Source organism: Bradyrhizobium cenepequi, from assembly GCF_020329485.1.
Classification (GTDB): domain Bacteria; phylum Pseudomonadota; class Alphaproteobacteria; order Rhizobiales; family Xanthobacteraceae; genus Bradyrhizobium; species Bradyrhizobium cenepequi.
On the sequence record NZ_JAGKJI010000076.1, the window covers coordinates 1 to 22,830 of the forward strand.

The window sequence follows — 22,830 nt, forward strand, 5'->3', positions numbered from 1 at the left end:
GCACCCGTGGGCCCCGTGCAACAAAAAGCACGGGGGTAGGACCACAGGTCAACCGGAGCAACACCGGCTTTCCCTGCGCAGTGGTTTACGGCTTACTTCGTGCTCTTCCCGGTGACCGGGCTTTCTTGCCACCGTCGCCTCTCGCGCAAACTTGTTCGCGCAAAAAACTTAGCGCCAGCGTCGGGGCGCCAGAACCACACGACTTCGCCGTCCACGGATAGTCACGCTCGTCAGTCGCAACACCCGCGTCCACCGCATCTCACCGCAACGTTCGTGACGATCGCGAGCCGCCCCTCATCTGCGGTGAGACGCGCGGAGTTAAATCACTGATTTGCCCGACGACGGAAGCGGAATATTTTTCGCGCGAGGGCTGGACCGAGCAAATCACGTTGGAATTGCTAGCGAATTTTTCTCCGCCGTCATTCCGGGCGTCCGAAGGACGAGCCCGGAATCCATTCAACCACAGAGCACGCGGCAAAATGGATTCCGGGCTCGCGCTTTGCGCGCCCCGGAATGACGGAGAGTGAGGTGCCCGTGGTCATCCCTCGAGACGCCGCTTGCGCGGCTCCTCGGGATGAGGTCGGTACTCCCAGCGATCACGGCGCAGGCGGCGCGATGTAGACTTTCCAGCTCACCGCGGGGCCGGGATGGCCGTGGACGAAGCGGCGTGTGGTCATGATCAGGCGCTCGGCGTGCGGCGCGTTCTTGTCGATCCAGTCCTCGAACGCCGGCAAGCGCCCGTCATTGGGATCGAACACGCCGATGAAGCCGAGGCGCTTGGCTTCCGCCTCAGTGGTGAGTCCATTGCTCCAAATCTCGCCCGGCGTGAACGGTGCCGGATGATCGGGGCTGTAGAACACCAGCGGCATGATCACCTCCGTGGTGCCCGCCACCACGACCCAGCGCGAGGCGGCTTTGCGGTGCCAGGTCTCGGTGAGGTCGCGCGCGAGCTCGGCGCGGGCGGCGTATTGCGCGACACCGTTCGGATTGGCCGCGAGCTCGCGTTCGGCGATGGTCGGCGAAGCAAACAGCGTGACGATGCTGATCACGAGCCAGATCGCGCTGATCCGAAACAGCGCCATCCTGGGGATCCGCAGCCAGGGTATCGCGACCAGCGCCAGTGGCGTCAGGAAGAACAGCGAGATGCCCCAGTCGGTCTTGATGTAGATTTCGAAGAACAGCGCGCCGAGCGGCGGGCCGATCGCGACGATGATCTGGATGATCCAGACATTGAGCGCCTGCGAGAAATTCACGCCGGGATTCGGCCCGCGCGACCAGTTCCGCATGAACAAGGTCGACGGCCGCCGCACCAGCGCGCTCCAGCCGAGCGCGAGCGCTGCCAGCACGATGCAGGCGGCGAGCAGTCCGAGATTGTGGCCGATATAGCCGTTCACGAGGTACAGACTGACCGCGCGATTGTCGATGCTATAGACATCGCCGGCATAGGTCAGCGGCGCGAAATGGACCTCGCTCAGCCAGACGATATGTGGGATCATCGCCACGATCAGCGTTGCGATCGCAACCCACGGCGCCGGCGAGGCAAGGAAGCGCATGCGCTCGGGATGGATCAGCGCCGCAAGCCCGATGGCGCCGATCATGGTCAGCACCCAATATTTGGTCATCAGCGCCAGCGCGCCGGCAAGGCCGAGCCAGATGCCCGAAATGACGGTGCGTTTCTCGAACGCGTAGAGATAGGCCAGCACGACCGGCGGCAGGGTCGCAAGCTGCAGCAGGTCCGCGTTGTACTTGTAGCCCTTGAAGTTGAAGATCGGGTAGAGCGCGAGCATCACCACGACGAAGAAGGCGCGCCGGCGGTCGACGACACGCAGCGCGATCAGCCAGCAGACGACGAGGCTCACGGCGATGACCGCCATCGCCAGCGCATAGGTCGCCCAATCCGTCACGGGGAAGATGCGGAACCAGAGGCCGGCGACCCAGCCCGACAACGGCGGATGCTTGCCATAGCCGAGCTGGAATTTCTGGCCCCAGGCAAAGGCCTCCGCGACATCCATATGGATGTCCTGGGCGGACTTCAGATTGACCAGGATCAGCGTCCACAGCACGGCATGGGCAAGCGCAAAGCCGGTGACGAACCATAACCCGTTGACGGGATCGGTTGCGCGCGCCACCAGCCACGCCGCCAGGCGCGAGATCGAGAATTTCCGGCGTGTGCGCGCCGCAACGGGCAGGGTTGATGCAGTAGGCATGGTGCCTGCGTAGCCTGTTTTTCGGGCGAATGAAATCAGCTTGGCGTGAGGGAACGATGCTGCACTCCCGCTCCCCGCCTGCGGGCAGGGGCTATCGCATATGAAAGAGAATTTGGTGGGCGGTCCCGTCGCGGCCCATCCTTCGAGACGCCCGCCGTTGGCGGGCTCCTCAGGATGAGGTCTAATTTCGCGGCGGAATCTTGGACCCTCATGGTGAGGAGCGCCGCTGACGGCGCGTCTCGAACCATGAGGCCCGCAAGCGGGAGAGGTGAAAACCGTCTCAAAATACCGCAATATGGTTGCTGCTTTGGGGTGCGAATGCTATCTCGCGCCCCATGACGACCGTCCCTATTCCGAACATCCGCAACTTCTCCATTGTCGCCCATATCGACCATGGAAAATCGACGCTGGCCGACCGCCTGATCCAGATGACCGGCGGGCTGTCGGACCGCGAGATGGCGGGCAAGGAACAGGTGCTCGATTCCATGGATATCGAGCGCGAGCGCGGCATCACCATCAAGGCGCAGACGGTGCGGCTGAAATACCGCGCCAAGGACGGCAAGGATTACATCTTCAACCTGATGGACACGCCCGGCCATGTCGACTTCGCCTACGAGGTCTCGCGATCGCTGGCGGCCTGCGAAGGTTCCCTGCTCGTCGTCGACGCCAGCCAGGGCGTCGAGGCGCAGACGCTCGCCAATGTCTACCAGGCGCTCGACAACAACCACGAGATCGTGCCGGTCCTGAACAAGGTCGACCTGCCCGCATCCGAGCCTGAGAAGGTCAAGCAGCAGATCGAGGACGTGATCGGCATCGACGCCTCGGACGCCGTGATGATCTCGGCCAAGACCGGCCTCGGCGTGCCTGATGTGCTGGAAGCCATCGTCACCCGCCTGCTGCCGCCGAAGGGCGACAAGGACGCCACCTTGAAGGCGCTGCTGGTCGATAGCTGGTACGACGTCTATCTCGGCGTGGTCGTCTTGATCCGCGTCGTCGACGGCGTGATGAAGAAGGGCCAGCGCATCCGCATGATGGGCACGGGTGCTGCCTATGACATCGAGCGCGTCGGCTTCTTCACGCCGAAGATGCAGCAGGTGGACGAACTCGGCCCCGGCGAGATCGGCTTCATCACCGCCGCTATCAAGGAAGTCGCCGACACCCGCGTCGGCGACACCATCACCGACGACCGCAATCCGGTGAAGGAAATGCTGCCGGGCTTCAAGCCGGCGATCCCGGTGGTGTTCTGCGGCCTGTTCCCGGTTGACGCCGATGATTTCGAAACTCTGCGCGCGGCGATGGGCAAGCTTCGCCTCAACGATGCCAGCTTCTCGTTCGAAATGGAGACCTCGGCTGCGCTGGGCTTCGGCTTCCGCTGCGGTTTCCTCGGGCTATTGCACCTGGAGATCATCCAGGAGCGGCTGTCGCGCGAGTTCGATCTCAACCTGATCGCGACCGCGCCGAGCGTCATCTACAAGATGAAGCTCACCGACGGCAGCGAGATCGAGATTCACAATCCCATCGACATGCCCGACGTGGTCAAGATCGCTGAGATCGACGAGCCATGGATCGAGGCCACGATCCTGACGCCGGACGAATATCTCGGCAGCGTGCTGAAGCTGTGCCAGGATCGGCGCGGCGCGCAGAAGGAGCTGACCTATGTCGGCAGCCGCGCAATGGTGAAATACGACCTGCCGCTCAACGAGGTCGTGTTCGATTTCTACGACCGGCTGAAATCGGTCTCCAAGGGCTACGCCTCGTTCGACTATCATTTGACCGACTACAAGCCGGCCGATCTCGTCAAGATGCAGATCCTGGTCAATGGCGAACCGGTCGATGCGCTGTCGATGCTGGTGCATCGCACCCGTGCGGAAGGCCGTGGCCGCGCCATGGTCGAGAAGATGAAGGAACTGATCCCGCCGCACATGTTCCAGATCCCGATCCAGGCCGCGATCGGCGGCAAGGTGGTCGCCCGCGAAACCGTTCGCGCGCTGCGCAAGGATGTCACCGCCAAATGCTACGGAGGCGACATCACGCGTAAAAGAAAACTTCTGGAGAAGCAGAAGGAAGGCAAGAAGAAGATGCGGCAGTTCGGCAAGGTCGACATCCCGCAGGAAGCTTTCATTGCCGCACTGAAGGTGGATAGCTGAGCAACTACTTCTTCGTAAAAAGATCCTCTGAAACTTCCATATCTCGCGTTGCGCCCTCGGCTCTCATCTTGTTCTGAAGATCATTGATCTCGCTTTGAAGGACTTGCCTGGCTTTGTCTCGTGCCAAGACAAATATCTCGACGCATTCGTTCAGCTCGGCACTGGATAGCAAGCCGTAGTCACCACGACGCCAAAGCTCCGACTCGCGAACGTTTTCATATTCAGCTCCGGGCTTTCGAGTCGCGCTCTTCGGAAAGAACAACACCTCACCCGGCGAATTCTGATAGTCCGTTAGCGAGAAGAAAGCATCCTCATAGATTGTCATCAACAGACGCCGCTGTAGCGGCAGCAGCGGATTGTTAGCCCACCCGCAGAGAAAAACCGGCACGAACTTTCCCTTCTCTCGAATAATGGAAAGTGGTGCAATCGGCACAATTACATCCCTTGAAACTCGGAAAAATTCCCTATCGAATTCGATCGGATTTGATGCAGAATACTTGCGGCTCTCATCATAGTCGAAAAACGCTTCGACCAATTGCCGGTTCTGCGTCCAGCCTGCAGGAGCACCCTTGCCAGTCGCGACCTTGATCGCTGCATTGAGATCAATTCCAAGTTCAATACGGTCCCTAATCGCGCGGTAAGCGGCTTGATAACCGAAAGCGGGCTGCCCCTTAGCAAAGCTAAGCATTGCTTTTGCGGTGGACGCCACGTCATCGAAGATAAAGCGAACCCAATTGGGCCCCGCAGGCGGGAAATCCAGCTTCCGCAGAATTTTGAAACGCCTCGCTAGCTCAGCATTGTAGTCGACCATCAGTGCCTCGCCGCTCTAGCGTACCAGTTCATGATCAGATCATCCGAGATGTGCATTGAAGCGTTCACTCGTGAACTATGATTCCAAACCTGATCCCAGGGGGCCCCCGGCTCGTGCGACATCGATACTAGAGAGCTTGCAGAGAACGACACAAACCTCCGGCCAAGCTCCTCCAAGAACTCGCGTTCATGTTCAGGCAAAGCCGACTCACAAAGTTCTCGTTCACCAGTAGTAGCATTGATTCGATAAACTCGCGCTTTGATCGGCCTATCCGCAAACGGCTTGAATTCGCGGTACAGTTCGCGAAATACTGGGCCGTATTCCCAAGCCTCGATCTTTGCCGAAACTAGCGGTTTTCCAAACCGAGCCAAAAAGTAGGCGTGCAAGAAAAAAACGATCTTATTGATGCTCAAATTGGAGACCGCCCGATCCCTTTGATCGGCTAAGTCCAACACAAAGTTTGCGATAGCGCGGACATCATAAGGCATGTTGAATTCGATACGATATTCACGATTTGTTCGCAATATTCCTGCTATCGTTTCCCCCAACATTTAGCTCAGCAGAATCGGTTAAGCCCACCTCCAGGGAAGTCGTTGCTGCCGCGCTGAAAACCGATAGCCGACCTTGAGTTGGGATAGAGACTAGCATTTGGGTAACGTGATTCGCGTTGACGCTTGGCGGGGTTCGGAGGCGGCTGATGAGTTTATTGAGAGAGATACAAGCTTCTCTCGTCGAAGGTCAGAAAATCGGACCTATACTTCTTAAACTTCGCCTTTTGGCATCGCGGCTAGGCAGTGAGACCCTTGAGGAATGGGTCAAACATGAGTCGGAGGGATATCCTCCCCACGTTGACCTACCCGACTATCGGAAAATTCCGGTGTCGTACACCGGCACGTTCAGTGGCGCTTTTGGGTCCGCAATCAAGAACGCTCCGATACCGTCATACCTAGTCGAGAAATTCGCTGGGCCGCATTGGAACTCATTTCAAATGCGCCAGAGTGTTGCTGCGGTCGACGAATTAATAGGGTCAGGAAAGGAGTCGGGAGGCAGTCTCCATATCAACGCATCAAACTTGATTCTCTTGCTCCAAGGCAACGTTTACGAAGATTATGCATGCAACAGCGTGACCGGAACGATTTCCGCAGCGGCGCTCACAGAAATACAGAATGCAGTTCGCACAAAGATTCTCGAGCTGACAATTCAAATCGAGAAATCAATTCCTAGCGCTGTTGAGATAGGCTTGGGCTCTCCAACTACCAACGAGTCCGCAAAGGATCCGGAAAGAGTGACACAGATTACCCATCAAGTGATCAACGGCAACGTAACTTCGATTTCCAATGTTGGAGACGGAGCGCAATTCTCCTTCAATAATTCGGCGGGAGACGGCGATGCGTTCGTGAAGGCCCTCGTCAAAGCTGGCATCGCGAAGCCGGATGCACAGGAATTTGCCAAAATCGTCGCCTCCGAGAAACCGGAGAGCAACACGGAGCCGTTTGGCGTTCGGGCGAAGGCATGGATCGTAGATAATATCGGCAAAGCCGCAAACGGCACTTGGAAAGCGGGAATGGCTGTCGCCACGAATGTTCTGACTGAGGCCGCTTTGAGATATTACGGCCTTAAGTGACTTAGTTTGTCTGGCAAGAGTGTCGACTCACCCATAAGTTTGGGCCCGTGAGCCCGGAAATCCATTTTTCCACCACTGCATGCAGTGCCTTGGATCCGGGCCTGCGCCTTGCGGCGCATCCCGGAATGACGGCCGCGGGTGGGTCGACTAGCTTGCCCTCTCCCCACAGATAAGCCACCATCGCGTTCCCGCTCAACAAAACAAGAACAGCGAGGAAACGCATGAGCAAACCGGAAGGGTTCGATCTCGCCGACAAGGCGCGTGCGCTGGCGCCGTTGATCACGGCCGATGCTGACGAGATCGAGCGGACGCGGCGGCTGACGGGCGCGGTGACATCGGCGCTGATCGAGAACGGGCTCTATCGCGCGCTGCTGCCAAAACGCTTCGACGGCAGCGAGGCGACGCTGGAAGCGTTCATGCAGATGCAGGAGGAGGTCGCCAAGGCCGATGCCTCCACCGCCTGGTGCCTCGGACAATGCAGCGTCTGTGCGATGACCGCGGCCTATCTCGAGCCGGAGGCGGCGAACGAGATCTTCAACGTCGCGCCGGGCATTCTGGCCTGGGGCGCGATCGGGCATGAGGTGAAGGCGGTGCCGGGCGGCTATCTCGCCGATGGACGCTGGGATTTTGCGAGCGGCTCGCGGCAGGCAAGCTGGCTGGGGGCGCATGTGCGCGTGGTCGATGCGGACGCCACGCAACGCAAGAAGGCGGACGGCTCGCCGGAAATCCGCACCATCCTGTTTCCGGCGGCGAGCGCCACGATGTACGACGCCTGGGACGTGATCGGACTGAAGGGCACCGGCACCGATTCCTATTCGGTGGAGAATCTCTTCATCCCGGAGAAATTCGCGGTGCTACGCGACGATCCTTCGGCGCTGCGCGAACAGGGCCCGCTGTACCGGCTCTCGACCAACATGGTATTCGGCATGGGCTTTGCCGCGACCGCGCTCGGCGTCGCGCGCGCCACGCTGGATGCGGCGATCGAGCTTTCGCGCGGCAAGACGCCGCAAGGGTTGAAAGCCATGCGCGAGAACAATGCGGTGCAGGGATTGATCGGCCGCACCGAGGCGAGCCTGCGCGCCGCGCGCGCCTATGTCTATGCGACCGCGGCGGAGGTCTGGCGCGATCTCGAGCGCGGGAATCCACTCACGGAAGCTCATCGCGTGGCGATCCGCGTCGCCGCGACCTGGACCATCCACCAATCGACATCCGTGGTCGACACCGCCTATCACATGGCCGGTGCGACGGCCGTGTTCGCCGCCAACAGGTTCGAGCGTCGCTTCCGCGACATGCATACGATCGCGCAGCAGATCCAGGCCCGCGACGTCAATTACGAGGATGCCGGCCGCGCGATACTTTCAGGCAATCTCGCGGGAGCGCCGACGACGCGGTGAGCAAACCATCACTGCGAGCTCGCGAAGACGGCTGAAGCTGCGTAGGGTGGGCAAAGGAGCGCAGCGACGTGCCCACCGTCAAGCACGCTGCTCGTGATGGTGGGCACGCTGCGCTTTGCCCACCCTACGATTCCGTTCACGCCACCAACGCGGCTTCGTCGTCGCTGGCCTCGCCACGCTGGGCCTGCAGCAGGCTGACGATATCGCAATTGGGCCTGGCGCGGCTGAACAGGAAACCCTGGCCCTCGTGGCAGCCTTCGGCGCGCAGGCAGCTCAGCTCGGCTTCGGTCTCGACGCCCTCGGCGGTGATGGTGACGCCGAGGCCCTTGCCGAGGCTGATGATCGAGCGCACGATCGCCTGCGCATCGCGGTTGGATCCGAGGTCGCGCACGAAAGACTGGTCGATCTTGATCTTGTCGAACGGGAAGCTGCGCAAATAGCTGAGGCTCGAATAGCCGGTGCCGAAATCGTCCATCGAGATGCGCACGCCAAGCGCGCGCAGCGTATGCAGCGTGGCCAGCACCTGGCTGCTCTTCTCAAGCAGCAGCGTTTCGGTGATCTCGAGCTCGAGCCGCCGCGCCGGCAGCCCTGACTGGCGCAGCGCCTCGGTGACGAGCGACAACAGATTGCCGGTGCGGAATTGCAGCGGCGACAGATTGACGGCGACGCGGACGTCGTCAGGCCAATGCGCCGCCTCGTTGCAGGCACGCCGCAGCATCAGGCCGCCCAGCGGATTGATCAGGCCGGTCTCTTCCGCGACCGGGATGAACTCGCCCGGCGAGATAATGCCGCGCTCGGGATGCGGCCAGCGCACCAGCGCCTCGAAGCCGGTGATGCGGCCGCTCGAGAGATCAACCAGCGGCTGGTAGAACGGCCGCAGCCCGTCGTTCTGGATCGCGTCGCGCAAATCCATCTCGATCTTGCGGCGGGTCTGGGCGCGCGCGTCCATCTCGGCCTCGAAGAAGGAGAAGGTGCCGCGGAATTCGGCCTTGGCGCGCGACAGCGCCATGTCGGCGCTCTTCAACAGTTTCTCGGATTCGTCGCCGTCGCCGGGCGACATCGCAATGCCAATGCTGGCGCCGATCACGATGGAATGGCCGTCGAGCAGATAGGGTTCGCCGATCGCCTCCAGGAGCCGCTTCGCCAGTAGCGCCGCTTCCTCCGGTCGCGATACGCCGCTTTGCACGATCGCGAATTCGTCGGAGTTGAGGCGGGCCAGCGCATCTTCCTCGCGCAGCGTCGAGCGCAGGCGCTTCGCGACGCCACGCAACAGCTTGTCGCCGACGCCATGGCCGAGCGTGTCGTTGACGACCTTGAAATTGTCGATGCCGAGCACGAGCACCGCGACCTTCTCGGCGCTGCGGCGGGTGTGCAAGAGCATGTCGTCCATCTGCTGGCGGAGCAGATTGCGGTTGGGCAGCCCCGTCAGCCCGTCATGCTGGGCCATGAAGGCAAGCCGCGCCTCGGCGCGCTTGCGCTCGGTCATGTCCATCAGCGCCAGCAGCACCGCCGGCTGATCGCCATGCATCAATTCGCGCGAATAGATCGCAAGATCGATCAGCGTGCCGTCGGCCCGCACATGCTTCCAGGTCCGCGCCGCCTGCTCGTCGCCGTCGCGGCCGCCGATCCAGGGCAGCTCGGTATCGAACGCCTGCAGGCTGCGGATGGTCAGTTTCTCGAACTCGGCGCGGCTGAAACCATAATGCTCGGCTGCGGCATCGTTGACGGAAAGGATGCGCTCGCCATCGAGCGAGCAGACGATCATCGGCACTGGATTGCCGTCGAACAAGAGGCGGAACGAAGCCTCGCGCTGCTTCAGTTCGGTGATGTCGACGCGCAGGCCGACGACGCCGCCGTCCGACGTCAGCCGCTCCTCGATCAGGACGACGCGGCCGTCGGCGAGCTTCTGCTCATGCCGCTCGCCGGGCTGATAAAGCTTCTGCAGCCGCTCGGCGATCCATGCCTCCTCGCGGCCGACCGCCTCGGGGTAATCGCCGCGCGCAACGCCGACCCGCAAGGTGTCCTGTAGCCGCGCGCCGGGCTCGAACTGGTCAGAGCTGCGGCTATAGATCTCCGCATACTTCTTGTTCCAGAGGATGTAACGGCCTTCGGCGTCGAGGAACACGATGCCCTGCGGCAGGATGTCGATCGCCTCGCGCAGGCGCTCGTTGGAGCGGCGCGCATCCGCGATCGCGGCCTCGGCCTCGGCGCGCGTGCGCACGATCTCGCCAATCTCGCACGGAGCACACCGTTTGCGGCCCGAAAGCTTTGGACTGGGCTTGATGGGACGACCGGGAATTCTCGCCGTCAGTTTGCGCTTCAATTTCTTGGCCGTTCTTGGCCGCATCTTCGGCATCGACTTTCGCCCCGCACGCACTCCCGCCGGCGATGTTTCTCCGATAAGTGTCTGAAAAAATGGTATCTTCCGTCGGCTCCCGGAATCGAAGCAGACTCCAGGATGCCTGTTTAGGAGGCGACTCTGCACGTCCCTCAATACCGTTGGACGATTCGGACGGAGTAAAAGGCAAATCCGAACGGCAAATCGCCCATGCGCGCGGGGGAATTTTCCCGCGCCGCGCGTAGCGATACGGTGGCTGCACCAATGCCGCGTATCCCGCACGAAAATGCGTCATTGCACGACAGGGTTAGTGTCCGGTTAAGCCGCGAGCTTGCATCGAACCGCTCAAGCGAACGACGATCGCCGAAACGCTGCCGGGATTCGAAGCGGTCCCCTGGTACGCGATCACGGCGCCGCCCGGGACGCCGAAGGCGATCGTCGAGAAGATCAATGCCGACGTGAACGAAGTGCTGGCTCGTCCGGACATTCGGACCAATTTCCGAAAGCTCTCTGCGGAAATCTATGGCGGGTCGGTGGAGCGGACGGCCAAATATATGCGCAGCGAGGTCGACCGCTGGGGCACGGTGATCAAATCAGCCAAGATCGAGATGCAGTGAAGCGATGGGTTCCCTTTCACCTCTCGTCTTAAATCCAAGATTTGCCGCGACGGAGCTGTGGGAGATCAAACAATTGCGATGGCACCGCGGCTCGCGGAAGGTCGAATCCATGGTACGGTGACGTCATCCGAGTGAATCCCATGACGTCCCGCCCGATACTGATCCTGCTGCTTCTTGCGGCCTTATCGTTTGGTGCCGATGTAGCGTCGGCGCAGGACAAGGGCTCGGTCAATCCGAAGCCGCTGCCGCCGCTCGCCAATCCCAACGACCCCACGCTCGGCGCCAAGGAATTATTCGCGCGCAAGGTATTGCCAACGACGATGCCGTCGCGGGCGATCGGCTCTTATACCAAAGGGTGTCTCGCGGGCGCGGCGCAGATGCCGATCAATGGCGAGACCTGGCAGGTGATGCGGCTGTCGCGCAACCGCAACTGGGGCCATCCCGCGATGATCGCCCTGTTGAAGCGCCTGTCGGTCAGGGCGCACAAGAATGCCGGCTGGCCGGGCATTCTGGTCGGCGACATCGCGCAGCCGCGCGGCGGGCCTGCCTTGAGCGGCCATGCCAGTCACCAGATCGGACTCGATGCCGACATCTGGCTGACGCCGATGCCCGACCGCAGGCTCTCGCGCGAGGAGCGCGAGGACATGTCGGCGGTGATGATGGTGCGCGAAGACAGGCTCGACGTCGATCCCAAGGTCTTCACGCCCGGCCATGTGCTGGTGCTGCGCGACGCCGCGCGGGAGCCCGCCGTGCAGCGGATCTTCGTCAACGCCGCGATCAAGAAGGCGCTCTGCCGCGAGGCCAAGGGCAACCGTAGCTGGCTTGCCAAGATCAGGCCGTGGTGGGGCCACGATTATCACTTCCATATCCGCATGCGCTGCCCGGCCGGCGCCACGGAATGTAAGGGACAGCCGTCGCAGCCGGAGGATGAAGGCTGCAAGCCTTCCGATCTCGCCTTCTGGTTCTCGGATGCGGTGCTGCATCCGAAGCCGCCGCCGATACCGCCAAAGCCGAAGCCGCCAATGACGCTGGCGCAGATGCCGGCGGCCTGCAAAGCGGTGCTGAATGCACCGAACGCGAAGCAGTAACATCTTCGCTAGGGCGCTATTCCCACGGCGCCATGATACGCTATTGTGTCGCTGCTCTGCGCCGCAAGCGCAAGGCGTCTGCCGCGGGACGATGGCCCCGCTGATTTCAATCAAAGGCCACATCAGCGCGGCATCCCCGCGCGCGTTCAGCCATTGCGAGGAGCGACCATGCGTCTCAGTGCACGTAACCAGATCAAGGGCACCGTCGTCGAGGTGAAGAAGGGCGCAACCACGTCCCATGTCCGTGTCGATATCGGCGGCACCGTCATGACGTCCTCGATTACCAACGAAGCGGTCGACGATCTCGGCATCAAGGTTGGCGGCCAGGTCATCGTCGTGGTCAAGGCCTCCGACGTCATGATCGCGGTGGATTAGTCATGTGGCGGACATCTGTTCTGGTTGCGTTGCTGCTGCTCGGCAGCGCGCCTGCTTTTGCGGCGGAGGAGCCGAGCGGCTGCGACAAGTTCAAATGGTCGATCGATCGCGAGCGCGCCGCGCTGACCGCGCCCGATCGTGCCAAACTGACCTCAGGCAACGAACTCGCCGCATTGCCGACAGGCGGATTCACGCTGGCGCTGGCGGCCCCGGCGGATGCCAAATTGCCGAGACCTCCGGAGCGGGCACCGAAGGACGGCACCTTTGCCGGCTTCGCCGGCTTCAAGAACGAACCCAAGGCGGGGCTTTACACGATCAGCCTGTCATCCGGCGGCTGGGTCGACGTGGTGCAGGACGGACATTTCCTAAAGCCCAAGGCGTTCAGCGGCGCGACCGACTGCGAGGACATCCGCAAGACCATGAAATATGAGCTCGCGGCAAGCCCATTCGTGCTGCAGGTCAGCGGAGCCAAGGAGAATTCGATCTCGATCGCGATACTGCCTACGGAATGAGCGGCGCATAGGCCCGGGCAAATAGACAAAGCATCGTCTTTACCCGGGCTGCCGCCCTGTTTATTGTCTGCTCATCGCGATGTCCCAACCGACCGTCAGTCCGTCGGGATCACCGGAACGGCGCTTCCGTCTGTCGCAATTCCCTTACCGATTCAACCAACGCCCGAATTGCGCGTGCAATCAGCGCGCATCGAGCGTGATGGAGCGCCTGCCATGAACCGCCTTGCCGGAATCGTCGCCGCCTTTGTCCTTGTGCTGGCTTCAGCCGCCCCACCCGCGAGCGCGCAGGACAAGACCTTGACCGTGTTCGCCGCCGCCTCGATGAAGAATGCGCTCGACGACGTCGACGCGGCCTACACCGCCAAGACCGGCGTCAAGGTCACCGCGAGCTATGCCGCCAGCTCGGCATTGGCAAAGCAGATCGAGCAGGGCGCGCCGGCCGACGTGTTCGTCTCCGCGGACACCGACTGGATGAATTACGCGATCAAGCAGAAGAACATCAACGAGGCGACGCGGGTCAATCTGCTCGGCAACAGCATCGTGCTGATCGCGCCGAAGGATTCCAAGATCGACAACGTCAATATCGGCCCCGGCTTCGATCTCGCCAAGCTCGCCGGCGACGGCAGGATCGCCACCGGCGACGTCAGGGCCGTGCCGGTCGGCAAATACGCCAAGGCGGCGCTGGAGAAGCTCGGCGTCTGGCCGGCGGCCGAGCCGAAATTCGCGATGGCCGAAAGCGTGCGCGCGGCGCTGACGCTGGTCGCCCGCGGCGAGGCCGTGCTCGGCATCGTCTACTCGACCGACGCCAAGGTCGAGCCCGGCGTCAAGATCGTCGGCACCTTCCCCGCAGACAGCCATCCCGCGATCATCTATCCGGTTGCGGCGACGACGACGGCGAAGCCCGAGGCCGCCGAGTACCTCAACTTCCTGAAATCGTCGACGGCAAAGACGATCCTCGAGAAGTACGGATTCAAGTTCCTGATCACGCCAACGACCTGAGCCGCGTGTTCGAGATTTCGCCGACCGAGTGGACGGCGATCCTGCTGTCATTGCGGGTCGCCATCGTCGCAACGCTGGTCGCGACTCCCTTGGGGATCGCGCTGGCGTGGCTGCTTGCGCGACGTGACTTCTGGGGCAAGTCGATGCTCGATGCGTTCGTGCACCTGCCTTTGGTGCTGCCGCCTGTTGTCACCGGCTATCTCTTGCTGCTCGCGCTTGGGCGACGCGGCTTTCTCGGCGCCTGGCTTGCCGATCATCTCGGCATCGTCTTCGCATTCCGCTGGACCGGCGCGGCGCTCGCCTGCGGCGTGATGTCGTTTCCACTCTTGGTGCGGCCGATCCGGCTGTCGATCGAGGCCGTCGACCGGCGGCTCGAGCAGGCGGCAGGAACGCTGGGCGCAGCGCCCTGGCAGGTGTTCCTGACCGTGACCTTGCCGCTGGCGCTGCCGGGCGTGCTCGCCGGCATGGTGCTCGGCTTCGCCAAGGCGATCGGCGAGTTCGGCGCGACCATCACCTTCGTCTCCAACATTCCGGGCCAGACCCAGACCATCTCGTCGGCGATCTATTCGCTGATCCAGACGCCCGACGGCGACCTTGCGGCGATGCGGCTCGTCATCATCTCTACCGTGATCGCGATGGGCGCGCTCGTTGCATCAGAGTGGTTTGCGCGGCGCGCGACAAGACGGCTGCACGGAAACTGACCATGCTGCGCGTCGATGTCACCAAGCACCTCGGCGAATTCACGCTGTCGGCCGCATTCACCAGCGAGGGCCGCGTCACCGGCCTGTTTGGCGCCTCAGGTGCCGGCAAGACCTCGCTGATCAACATGATCGCAGGACTGCTGAAGCTCGACCGCGGCATCATCTCGCTCGACGGCGAGACACTCGACGACACCGAAGCGCGCGTCCATGTGCCTCCGCACCGGCGCCGCATCGGCTATGTGTTCCAGGACGCGCGGCTGTTCCCGCATCTCGACGTGCGGCAGAACCTCGACTATGGGCGACGCATGAACCGCCTGGGCGATGATCCGGCGCAACGCAGTCGCGTGACTGACCTGCTCGACATCGGCCATCTCATGGATCGTCGTCCGGGAAAGCTTTCGGGCGGCGAGCGCCAGCGCGTCGCGCTCGGACGTGCGCTGCTATCGAAGCCGCGCCTGTTGCTGCTTGACGAGCCGCTGGGCTCGCTGGACGAAGGGCGGAAGGTGGAGATCCTCCCCTATCTGATCCGGCTGCGCGACGAAGGCATTCCCATGGTCTATGTCAGCCACGACGCCGCCGAACTGCGCCAGCTCGCGACCCAGATCGTGATGCTGCGCCGCGGAGAAGTGACCGCGTTCGGCGGCGTGAAGGTGCTGACGGGAAGCGCGAATTGATTTCGCCTTTTCCCTTCTCCCCTTGTGGGAGAAGGTGGCGCGAAGCGCCGGATGAGAGGTTGTCACTGCGGGCACGCGCGTCGAGAGAGACCCCTCACCCAAGCGAGCTCGTGCCGACGCCGAAGTAGCCCTCTCCCACAAGGGGCGAGGGCGCATCAAGCAGCACCTCGCAGGTTTATCGGTCAACGTTGAGCACCGCGCCGGTACGGGCGTCGACATCAACTTCCATGTACCGGCCCTCGATATCCCGTCCCTCAATTTGCCACTCATACCCCGCAAACTCAGTGTCAGACACCGTTACGAGGCCGAGATCGGTCGCGATCGCCAGTGCTCTCTGCATTGAAATGAGATCGCCTGAATCATAGGCCTTGGCCTGTGTCGCGATTCCAAGAGTCATAACCGCGACTATTGGAAGAATGAACTTTCGCATGGGTTACTCCTGGTGAAGGTGATCTGCCGTTACGGCAGTTATCCTTCCCAAAGCCCTCAAGCCTTGCTGGTTCCCATTTCACAGCGAAACTGCGTGACAGGCAGGAGTTCCGATCGCTTTCTGGCCGCCACTTGGTGATAATATGACGATTTTGCCACATGACGGGACAGATTCGAGCAAGGGCCAGAACATCGAGGCCCACTTCGATCACGCATCCGTCGGCTTGAAGTGACGAAGCGTCGATTTGCCAAATTCGCCCGGTCACGCCAAATTGTCGCCGGAAGAAAGGCGTGCCATGCGAATTGCTGGTTGGGTTTTGCTGCTCGCAGGATTCGTCCTGTGCCTCTCGGTGGCTTGGGCCGCTCTGGGCTTTCTGTTGATGGGCATCGGTTTGGTGTCGCTGCAGGTCGCAGAGCGGAAGCGAGGAAAGGCGGAGAAGGCGGCGGTTGTTGCCGGTCTCGATGCGCACCCAGAGACGGCTGCCGCAGCTGCCGAGGTATCTCCGGCCCACGCGGAACCGGTCGCTTTGGCACCTCCACCATTGCCGGCATCGGAGGCGACAGGGCACGCTGATATCTCGACTTACGACGGGGCGGCCTGGCGTCGCCTGGTCGAGAGCGATCCCGATCTGGCGCGATTGGCCGCGGTGCTGGCCGACTACGGCCAGCACTATGTCGACGAATTCGCCGAGAGCTATCTTTCCAAGCCCGACAAGAGTCGCCTCGCGACGATCGTCAACGAGATCGTCGCCAAGGCAACACGAAAGCAATCGGCGCCGACAGCGGAGGCGCCAGAAGTGCATCAGCCATCGATCGATGCAAATCAGGCGCCGAGATCAGCGCATGCGCGGACCGAGCCGGATCGCCGCCCTCCGAAAATCCACGCGCCGAGGGTGGCTGTGGCGCCGCCCGCAGAACCCGAGATCCGCAACGGGGCAACCGCCATGGCTCCGCCCGTTCAGGTCGAGCGCAACGAGATTCGTCGCGAACCAAGTCCGGAACACGGAAACGAGAAGATCACCTCGCCGGACGACGACCTCAGCGAACTGATCAGGAAGTTCGCGAACGATACGAGCTTCCCCAGAAGATAAGCCGATGATGGTGGCCACCTCCCTTGAAAAGGGAGTCGATTTTGCGCGTGCCAACGCGCAAAATCGGGTGGGGATCCTGCCTCCGCGAACGCCAGCGCCCCGGGGCTGACCCCCACCCCGCTCTGCCCTTTTCAGGATGAGGGCGAACAGAAACCGTGCGCGTGACTTTAAACCCCCGCGACCGATGCCCAGATCTCGGCGAGCTTGCGCTTGAACCGCTTCAGCCTAGTCAGCGGCACGGCCGGCTCCTCTTCCTCCGGCAGGCGCAGGCCGACGACATTGACCCTGCCGCCGCCGAGGCTGCGCGCGACCAGGACGATGGCATCGAGCGCAAGCTCTGCGCCTTCCTTCGGCGCACGGTCGAGATGGATGTCGAAATAATCCGACAGCGTCAGCTCCTTCTGGTCGTCATCGACGGTCACGCCATAGATCTCGGCGAGCTCGCCGAGCGTATGTTCGCCGGAGACCACGAAGTCGCCGAGCAGATGCGGATCGGGCGCGGTGCTCGGCGGCATATCGACGAAGAAGCGGTCGAGCGCCTCCGCCCGCTCCGGCGGCGCCAGCAGATAGAGGTAGTCGCCGGGCGCAATCGGGTCGGCCTCGGCGGGCGAGAGGATATTCTCGTCACGGATCACCAGCGTCGGCCTCGACCAGGACGGCAGCAGTCCGCGGCGGAAGTAAAGGCTCTTGGCGCCCACCGGATAGCCGACGAGCTGCTGCTCGAGCTGGCCGGGCAGATCCAATTCGACGCGCCGCGGGCCGCGGTCGAGGCGCGGCAGCGCCACATGCAGCCGCCGCGCCGCCGCCGCCAGAGTCCATCCCTGCAACAAGAGCGAGATGATGACGACGACAAAGGCGACATCGAAATAGAGATAGGCCTTCGACAGGCCCACCAGCATCGGGATCGAGGCGAGGAAGATCGCGACCGCTCCGCGCAGCCCGGTCCAGGCGATGAATAGCTTCTCCCGCCAGTTGAAACGAAATGGTGCCAGGCAGGCGAACACGGCAAGCGGCCGCGCCAGCAGCATCAGCGCCAGCGCGATCACGATCGAGGCACTGAGGCTGTCGAGCAGGCGATGCGGCGATACCAACAGCCCCAGCAGGACGAACATCACGATCTGCGCCAGCCAGGTGGCGGCATCGAGGAACGTCACCACCGAGTTATGCGCTCGCGTCGGGCGGTTGCCGATGATGATGCCGGCGAGATAGACCGCGAGGAAGCCGGAGCCATGGGCGATCTGCGCCGCGCCGAAGATCACCAGCGCCGCTGTGGTCACGAAGGGCGCGTGCAGCCCCTGCGGCAGTGCGACGCGATTCATGGCGATCACGACCAGCCGACCGCCGATCACGCCCACAATCGCGCCGAACAGGGCTTCTCGAACGAACTCCAGGATGATGTGCGACGCCGAGCTTTCCCCGAGCGAGATGAACTCGACCAGCATCAGCGTCAGGAAGATCGCGAAGGGATCGTTGGTGCCGCTTTCCGCCTCCAGTGTGGCGCCGACGCGCGGCCGCAGGCGCAGGCCCTGGGTGTGGACCAACAGGAATACCGCCGCGGCGTCGGTCGAGGCCACCACGGCGCCAACCAACAGCGCCTCGGTCCAGGAGAGGTCGAGTGCATATTTGGCGACCGGCGCCGTGATCAGCGCGGTCAACAGCACGCCGACGGTCGCGAGCACCATCGAGGGCGCCAGCACGGTACGGATGCTCTGGAAGCGCGTGCGCAATCCACCATCGAACAGAATCAGCGCCAGCGCCACCGAGCCCACCAGATAGGTGCTGCGGAAATCGTCGAACTGCAGATGGCCGGGACCGGAATCGCCCGCGAGCATTCCGATCAGGAGGAAGACCAGCAGCAGGGGGGCGCCGAAGCGCAGCGCCAACAGGCTCGACAGGATGCCGGCCATCACGAGAACTGCGCCAAGCAGGATGGCTATGCTGACCTGATCGAGAGAAGCCATACGCCGTGAGGAAAGAGAGAGTTGCAATGCATCCTTACCGTCGCCACAGTTCGACGCCAACCCATTTTCTGAGAGCAGCGTGCACTTCACCTTTCCTCCTTGGGTCGAGGGCTCTCTCCATGGCAAGGCTTTTTGTGCGGAAAGAGCCCTCACCCGGCGCGGCGCGCCGACCTCTCCCACAAGCGGGAGAGGTGACTCCAAAGACGCTTCGCGGCGAAGTTGCCGAACGGGAGGCGCGGTTCTCCCTCTCCCGCAAGCGGGAGAGGTGACTCTCAAGGCGCTCCGCGGCGAGGTTGCCGGGCCTGCTTGAGCTGGCTCTTGTAGCAATGGTCCGCGCGCCGCGTTTGTGGAATTGTGCCGATTGTTCGAATCAAATTCGCCTGAATCTGCGCTTCATGAGATTTCGCCGATGGAAATGGACCTGAAGGACGTCATCGAGGCCCTGCAGATGGCCGCGCGGTCAGTCGGCGCGGAGGTCACCTCGCCCTGGTTCTACCTGCAGCTCGGGATCATCCTGGCCGGTGCCGGCATCGCCTATGCGGCCAACGCCGCGATCCGCGTACGGGTCGACGCCGATTCGCTGGCGTCGCACTTGCCGCTGCCGCTCAGGCATTTCGTGCGCGTGCTGGTCGACAGCGCATCGACCGCGGTATTCGCGGTCCTGATGATCGCAACGCGCATCACGATGGCGCATTCGACCTGGCCGAGCCGCAGCTACCTGATCGCGGTCTTGGCCAAGCTGGCGCTGGCCTGGCTCGTCATCTCCTTGGTGGCGTCGGTGATCCGCAATGCCTTCATCGTCCGCCTGGTGTCGGTGGGGGCCTGGATCGTCGCGGCGCTCAGCATCATCGGCGAGCTTGAGGCAACCGCGGAGGCGCTGGATTCCGTCGCGATCGAGGTCGGCGGCCTGCGGCTGACGCCGCTGCTTCTGATCAAGGCCGGCGCGCTGGTGATCGTGGCGCTGTGGCTGACAAACATCGCGAGCAATTTCGTCGAGAGCCGCATCAACCGCGCCACCGACCTGACGCCGTCGATCCAGGTGCTCCTGATCAAGATCATCCGCATCGGGCTGATGGTGGTCGCGATCGCGATCGCGCTGAGCGCGGTCGGCATCAACCTCTCGGCGCTCGCGGTGTTCTCCGGCGCGGTCGGCGTCGGTATCGGTTTCGGCCTGCAGAAGATCGTCGCCAACTTCATTTCGGGCATCATCCTCTTGGCCGACAAGTCGGTGAAGCCCGGCGACCTCGTCACGATCGGCGACAGTTCGGGGCGCATCAGCGCGATGAAAACGCGCTACATCTCCGTTGCCGCCGGCGACGGCCGCGAATTCCTGATCCCGAACGAGGACCTGGTGACGCAGAAGGTCGTCAACTGGACCTATACCGACAAGAACACGCTGGTCAAAATCCCCGTCGGCACCAATTACGACGCCGATCCGCGGCTGGTGTGCAAGCTCGCCATCGAGATCGCCGCCACGGCACCGCGGGCGTTGAAGGGCAAGCCGCCCAACTGCATCCTGACCGAATTCGCCGAAGCAGGGATGAAGTTCTCGCTGACCTTCTGGATCGGCGATCCTGACGGCCTCGACAACGTCAAGAGCGACGTGATGCTGGCGCTGTGGGACGCTTTCAAGCGCGAGGGCATCCGGGTGCCCACTCCGGTGCGGGAACTTCGGGTCCGCGGCGCCCTGCCGGTCGAGCCGGTGATCGAGACTTCCGGCTAAATCCATGGCAGGAAAGGCCATTTCGGCCCCAACCTTGGCTTGCACTGGCCGCCCCGATCATTAAATTAGGTGAATTAACCGCTAGTCTAACAGCCCCCGCCAAATGATCTGACCATGAGCTATATCGAAGCAACCGACACCTCCCTCCGCAAGACCGGCCAGATCAAGCTGCACGGACAAAGCGGCTTCATCGGCATGCGCAAAGCGGGTGCGCTGGTGTCAAAATGCCTCGACGAGCTCACCGACATCATCAAGCCGGGAATCCCGACCTCGAAGATCGACCAGTTCGTGCGCGAGTTCGCCTTCAGCCATGACGCCTATCCGGCGACGCTGATGTATCGCGGCTATCGCTATTCGACCTGCACCTCACTGAACCATGTGGTCTGCCACGGCATGCCCGGCGACCGTCCGCTGAAGGAAGGCGATATCGTCAATATCGACGTTACCCTCATCGTCGACGGCTGGTATGGCGATTCCAGCCGCATGTATGCGGTCGGCCCGATCGCGCGCAAAGCCGAGCGGCTGATCGAGGTGACCTACGAGGCGATGATGCGGGGCATCGCCGCGGTGAAGCCCGGCGCCACCACCGGCGACATCGGCCATGCGATCCAGAGCTATGTCGAGCCGCAGGGCATGAGCGTGGTGCGCGATTTCTGCGGCCATGGCCTCGGGCGCATGTTCCACGACGAGCCCAATATCATCCATGTCGGCCGGCCCGGCGAAGGCGTGGCGCTGAAGCCCGGCATGTTCTTCACCATCGAGCCGATGATCAATCTCGGCAAGCCGCATGTAAAGATCCTGTCCGACGGCTGGACCGCGGTGACGCGCGACCGCTCGCTGTCGGCGCAGTTCGAGCATTCGGTCGGCGTCACCGCTGACGGCGTCGAGATCTTCACCCTGTCGGAGCGCAACGGCGAGAAGCCGTGGACGGTGGTGTGATCTGAGCGTGATCCGATCAGATTGAAACGCAGCCCCCGGTGAAGCTGTGCTCCCTCTCCCGCTTACGAGAGCTTTGCATAATGGGCGAATCTGCGATTCTCTAAGAGAGGATCGGAGAGGGGGCTGGAGTGACATATCGGCGGGTTGGACAACCGAGCTTCGCAGATGCGCTGGTATCGCGGCGGGGAAAAGGCAATCCGGTGCTGAGGCGGATCGGCGAGCTGGTCGATTGGGCGGCTGTGGAGCTTGTGCTGCGCGGCCTTCCGGAACCGGAGCGTGGCGCGCCGCCCTACCCGCGGCTGGTGATGTTCAAGGCGCTGCTGCTGCAGCAATGGTATGGACTGTCCGATCCGGAGCTTGAAGAGGCGCTGGATGACCGCGCCTCGTTCCGCGATTTCTGCGGTTTTGTGCTGGACGACGAGACCCCCGACCACGCGACGATCTGGCGCTTCCGCGAGGCTTTGCAGCGGGCCGGGTTGGACGAGACGCTGTTCGGTGAGATCGTGCGCCAGATTGAGGCGCGTGGGCTGGTGCTGCGGCGGGGCACGCTGATCGACGCGAGCCTGATCCCGGCGGCGGTGAAGCCGCCGAAGCCGCCGGAAGATCCGCAGCCGCCCGGCCCGGACGGTCGGGCGCCGAGCAAGCTGGTCAACAGCAAGCGCGATGCGGATGCGCGCTGGACCAAGAAGGGTGGCAAGCGGTACTTCGGCTACAAGGCGCATGTCGGCATCGACCAGGGCTCGGCGATCATCCGCCGCAGCAAGCTGACCGACGCTGCGGTCAACGACACGGTGCCGGCCGACGAGCTGATCTGCGGTGACGAGGAGGCGGTCTATGCCGACCAGGCCTATGACAAGCACGAGCGCCGCAGCGGGCTCGCGGCGCAGGGCATCAAGCCGCGGCTGATGTTCCGGCCCAACAAGCATCATCCCCTGACCGAGCGGCAGAAGCGCTTCAACGACGCGGTGGGCCGGCGCCGCGCGCCGGTCGAGCAGGTCTTCGCGCGTCTCAAGGGCGTCTACCGCTGGGCGCGCGCCCGCTATCTGGGCCTGAGACGCAACCAGACGCATCTGCGTCTTATCTGCCTCGCCATGAACCTCAAACGATGGGCGGTGCTGCAGCCCGTGGGAGCTGCGGCGTGACCGCCACCGCCCGCTGCCATCGGACGGCCCTGAAAACGCGGCCGTCAACCCTCGCGTA

The 22,830-nt window shown here is 62.7% G+C and carries 20 protein-coding genes; 14 read left to right on the plus strand and 6 right to left on the minus strand.

Features of this window, described 5'->3' with window-relative positions:
* Positions 1-596: 596 nt before the first annotated feature.
* On the minus strand, positions 597-2,207 hold the full coding sequence (locus tag J6497_RS37735; RefSeq protein WP_225709255.1) for a glycosyltransferase family 39 protein: 1,611 nt from the start codon (positions 2,205-2,207) through the stop codon (positions 597-599).
* Positions 2,208-2,542: 335 nt separating this feature from the next.
* Between J6497_RS37735 and lepA the strand changes: the two genes are divergently transcribed.
* The gene (lepA, locus tag J6497_RS37740; RefSeq protein WP_225709256.1) at positions 2,543-4,354 is read left to right on the plus strand and encodes a translation elongation factor 4; all 1,812 of its coding nucleotides are present in this window, start codon (positions 2,543-2,545) and stop codon (positions 4,352-4,354) included.
* A 4-nt stretch (positions 4,355-4,358) separates the two neighbouring features.
* Here lepA and J6497_RS37745 read toward each other — a convergent pair whose 3' ends face one another.
* Complete coding sequence (locus J6497_RS37745) at positions 4,359-5,165, minus strand: hypothetical protein (RefSeq protein ID WP_225709257.1); 807 nt, start codon at positions 5,163-5,165, stop codon at positions 4,359-4,361.
* The gene (locus J6497_RS37750; protein WP_225709258.1) at positions 5,165-5,716 is read right to left on the minus strand and encodes a Panacea domain-containing protein; all 552 of its coding nucleotides are present in this window, start codon (positions 5,714-5,716) and stop codon (positions 5,165-5,167) included. Before J6497_RS37750 ends, J6497_RS37745 begins: the two co-directional genes overlap by 1 nt.
* Positions 5,717-5,862: 146 nt before the next feature.
* On the opposite strand from J6497_RS37750, the gene J6497_RS37755 reads away from it, so the two are divergent.
* On the plus strand, positions 5,863-6,789 hold the full coding sequence (locus J6497_RS37755; RefSeq protein ID WP_225709259.1) for an AbiTii domain-containing protein: 927 nt from the start codon (positions 5,863-5,865) through the stop codon (positions 6,787-6,789).
* Positions 6,790-7,010: 221 nt separating this feature from the next.
* The gene (locus tag J6497_RS37760; RefSeq protein WP_225709260.1) at positions 7,011-8,183 is read left to right on the plus strand and encodes an acyl-CoA dehydrogenase family protein; all 1,173 of its coding nucleotides are present in this window, start codon (positions 7,011-7,013) and stop codon (positions 8,181-8,183) included.
* A gap of 136 nt (positions 8,184-8,319) precedes the next feature.
* Here the strand turns inward: J6497_RS37760 and J6497_RS37765 are convergent, their stop codons facing one another.
* Positions 8,320-10,539: a putative bifunctional diguanylate cyclase/phosphodiesterase gene (locus J6497_RS37765; RefSeq protein WP_225709261.1), complete on the minus strand. Its 2,220-nt coding sequence runs from the start codon at positions 10,537-10,539 to the stop codon at positions 8,320-8,322.
* Positions 10,540-10,880: 341 nt separating this feature from the next.
* Between J6497_RS37765 and J6497_RS37770 the strand changes: the two genes are divergently transcribed.
* The 7 genes from J6497_RS37770 (at position 10,881) to modC (ending at position 15,487) form a co-directional block, all read left to right on the plus strand.
* The gene (locus J6497_RS37770) at positions 10,881-11,138 is read left to right on the plus strand and encodes a tripartite tricarboxylate transporter substrate-binding protein (protein ID WP_312010442.1); all 258 of its coding nucleotides are present in this window, start codon (positions 10,881-10,883) and stop codon (positions 11,136-11,138) included.
* A 140-nt stretch (positions 11,139-11,278) separates the two neighbouring features.
* Positions 11,279-12,226 (plus strand): penicillin-insensitive murein endopeptidase, encoded by a 948-nt coding sequence (gene mepA / locus J6497_RS37775; protein ID WP_225709262.1) that lies wholly within the window; start codon positions 11,279-11,281, stop codon positions 12,224-12,226.
* Positions 12,227-12,394: 168 nt separating this feature from the next.
* The gene (locus J6497_RS37780) at positions 12,395-12,601 is read left to right on the plus strand and encodes a TOBE domain-containing protein (protein WP_225709263.1); all 207 of its coding nucleotides are present in this window, start codon (positions 12,395-12,397) and stop codon (positions 12,599-12,601) included.
* Between the two features lie 2 nt (positions 12,602-12,603).
* Positions 12,604-13,113, plus strand: a complete 510-nt coding sequence (locus J6497_RS37785) for a hypothetical protein (RefSeq protein WP_225709264.1) — start codon at positions 12,604-12,606, stop codon at positions 13,111-13,113.
* A 213-nt stretch (positions 13,114-13,326) separates the two neighbouring features.
* Positions 13,327-14,112 carry a molybdate ABC transporter substrate-binding protein gene (modA, locus tag J6497_RS37790; RefSeq protein WP_225709265.1) on the plus strand — a complete coding sequence of 262 codons (786 nt, stop codon included), beginning with the start codon at positions 13,327-13,329 and terminating at the stop codon, positions 14,110-14,112.
* A 5-nt stretch (positions 14,113-14,117) separates the two neighbouring features.
* Complete coding sequence (gene modB / locus J6497_RS37795; RefSeq protein WP_225709266.1) at positions 14,118-14,813, plus strand: molybdate ABC transporter permease subunit; 696 nt, start codon at positions 14,118-14,120, stop codon at positions 14,811-14,813.
* A 2-nt stretch (positions 14,814-14,815) separates the two neighbouring features.
* Entirely contained in the window at positions 14,816-15,487 is a 672-nt protein-coding gene (gene modC, locus J6497_RS37800) for a molybdenum ABC transporter ATP-binding protein (protein ID WP_225709267.1), read from the plus strand.
* Between the two features lie 175 nt (positions 15,488-15,662).
* Here modC and J6497_RS37805 read toward each other — a convergent pair whose 3' ends face one another.
* Positions 15,663-15,917, minus strand: a complete 255-nt coding sequence (locus J6497_RS37805; RefSeq protein WP_225709268.1) for a PepSY domain-containing protein — start codon at positions 15,915-15,917, stop codon at positions 15,663-15,665.
* 295 nt (positions 15,918-16,212) lie between these two features.
* Between J6497_RS37805 and J6497_RS37810 the strand changes: the two genes are divergently transcribed.
* The gene (locus J6497_RS37810) at positions 16,213-17,007 is read left to right on the plus strand and encodes a hypothetical protein (RefSeq protein ID WP_225709269.1); all 795 of its coding nucleotides are present in this window, start codon (positions 16,213-16,215) and stop codon (positions 17,005-17,007) included.
* Between the two features lie 167 nt (positions 17,008-17,174).
* On the opposite strand, the gene J6497_RS37815 is transcribed toward J6497_RS37810, so the two are convergent.
* Entirely contained in the window at positions 17,175-18,968 is a 1,794-nt protein-coding gene (locus tag J6497_RS37815) for a potassium/proton antiporter (RefSeq protein ID WP_225709270.1), read from the minus strand.
* Between the two features lie 409 nt (positions 18,969-19,377).
* Between J6497_RS37815 and J6497_RS37820 the strand changes: the two genes are divergently transcribed.
* The 3 genes from J6497_RS37820 to J6497_RS37830 all read left to right on the plus strand — a co-directional run bounded on the left by J6497_RS37820 (position 19,378) and on the right by J6497_RS37830 (position 22,772).
* Positions 19,378-20,691, plus strand: a complete 1,314-nt coding sequence (locus J6497_RS37820; protein WP_225709271.1) for a mechanosensitive ion channel family protein — start codon at positions 19,378-19,380, stop codon at positions 20,689-20,691.
* Positions 20,692-20,805: 114 nt separating this feature from the next.
* Positions 20,806-21,630 (plus strand): type I methionyl aminopeptidase, encoded by an 825-nt coding sequence (gene map, locus J6497_RS37825; RefSeq protein ID WP_225709272.1) that lies wholly within the window; start codon positions 20,806-20,808, stop codon positions 21,628-21,630.
* 128 nt (positions 21,631-21,758) lie between these two features.
* Positions 21,759-22,772 (plus strand): IS5 family transposase, encoded by a 1,014-nt coding sequence (locus tag J6497_RS37830; protein WP_225709273.1) that lies wholly within the window; start codon positions 21,759-21,761, stop codon positions 22,770-22,772.
* The last annotated feature ends 58 nt before the right edge of the window (positions 22,773-22,830 follow it).

Excerpts from the sequence above, each read along its gene's own strand:
- J6497_RS37735 (WP_225709255.1), bottom strand. The coding sequence starts at position 2,207 with ATGCCTACTGCATCAACCCTGCCCGTTGCGGCGCGCACACGCCGGAAA.
- lepA (WP_225709256.1), top strand. The coding sequence starts at position 2,543 with ATGACGACCGTCCCTATTCCGAACATCCGCAACTTCTCCATTGTCGCC.
- J6497_RS37745 (WP_225709257.1), bottom strand. The coding sequence starts at position 5,165 with ATGGTCGACTACAATGCTGAGCTAGCGAGGCGTTTCAAAATTCTGCGG.
- J6497_RS37750 (WP_225709258.1), bottom strand. The coding sequence starts at position 5,716 with ATGTTGGGGGAAACGATAGCAGGAATATTGCGAACAAATCGTGAATAT.
- J6497_RS37755 (WP_225709259.1), top strand. The coding sequence starts at position 5,863 with ATGAGTTTATTGAGAGAGATACAAGCTTCTCTCGTCGAAGGTCAGAAA.
- J6497_RS37760 (WP_225709260.1), top strand. The coding sequence starts at position 7,011 with ATGAGCAAACCGGAAGGGTTCGATCTCGCCGACAAGGCGCGTGCGCTG.
- J6497_RS37765 (WP_225709261.1), bottom strand. The coding sequence starts at position 10,539 with ATGCCGAAGATGCGGCCAAGAACGGCCAAGAAATTGAAGCGCAAACTG.
- mepA (WP_225709262.1), top strand. The coding sequence starts at position 11,279 with ATGACGTCCCGCCCGATACTGATCCTGCTGCTTCTTGCGGCCTTATCG.
- J6497_RS37780 (WP_225709263.1), top strand. The coding sequence starts at position 12,395 with ATGCGTCTCAGTGCACGTAACCAGATCAAGGGCACCGTCGTCGAGGTG.
- J6497_RS37785 (WP_225709264.1), top strand. The coding sequence starts at position 12,604 with ATGTGGCGGACATCTGTTCTGGTTGCGTTGCTGCTGCTCGGCAGCGCG.
- modA (WP_225709265.1), top strand. The coding sequence starts at position 13,327 with ATGAACCGCCTTGCCGGAATCGTCGCCGCCTTTGTCCTTGTGCTGGCT.
- modC (WP_225709267.1), top strand. The coding sequence starts at position 14,816 with ATGCTGCGCGTCGATGTCACCAAGCACCTCGGCGAATTCACGCTGTCG.
- J6497_RS37805 (WP_225709268.1), bottom strand. The coding sequence starts at position 15,917 with ATGCGAAAGTTCATTCTTCCAATAGTCGCGGTTATGACTCTTGGAATC.
- J6497_RS37810 (WP_225709269.1), top strand. The coding sequence starts at position 16,213 with ATGCGAATTGCTGGTTGGGTTTTGCTGCTCGCAGGATTCGTCCTGTGC.
- J6497_RS37815 (WP_225709270.1), bottom strand. The coding sequence starts at position 18,968 with ATGGCTTCTCTCGATCAGGTCAGCATAGCCATCCTGCTTGGCGCAGTT.
- J6497_RS37820 (WP_225709271.1), top strand. The coding sequence starts at position 19,378 with ATGGAAATGGACCTGAAGGACGTCATCGAGGCCCTGCAGATGGCCGCG.
- map (WP_225709272.1), top strand. The coding sequence starts at position 20,806 with ATGAGCTATATCGAAGCAACCGACACCTCCCTCCGCAAGACCGGCCAG.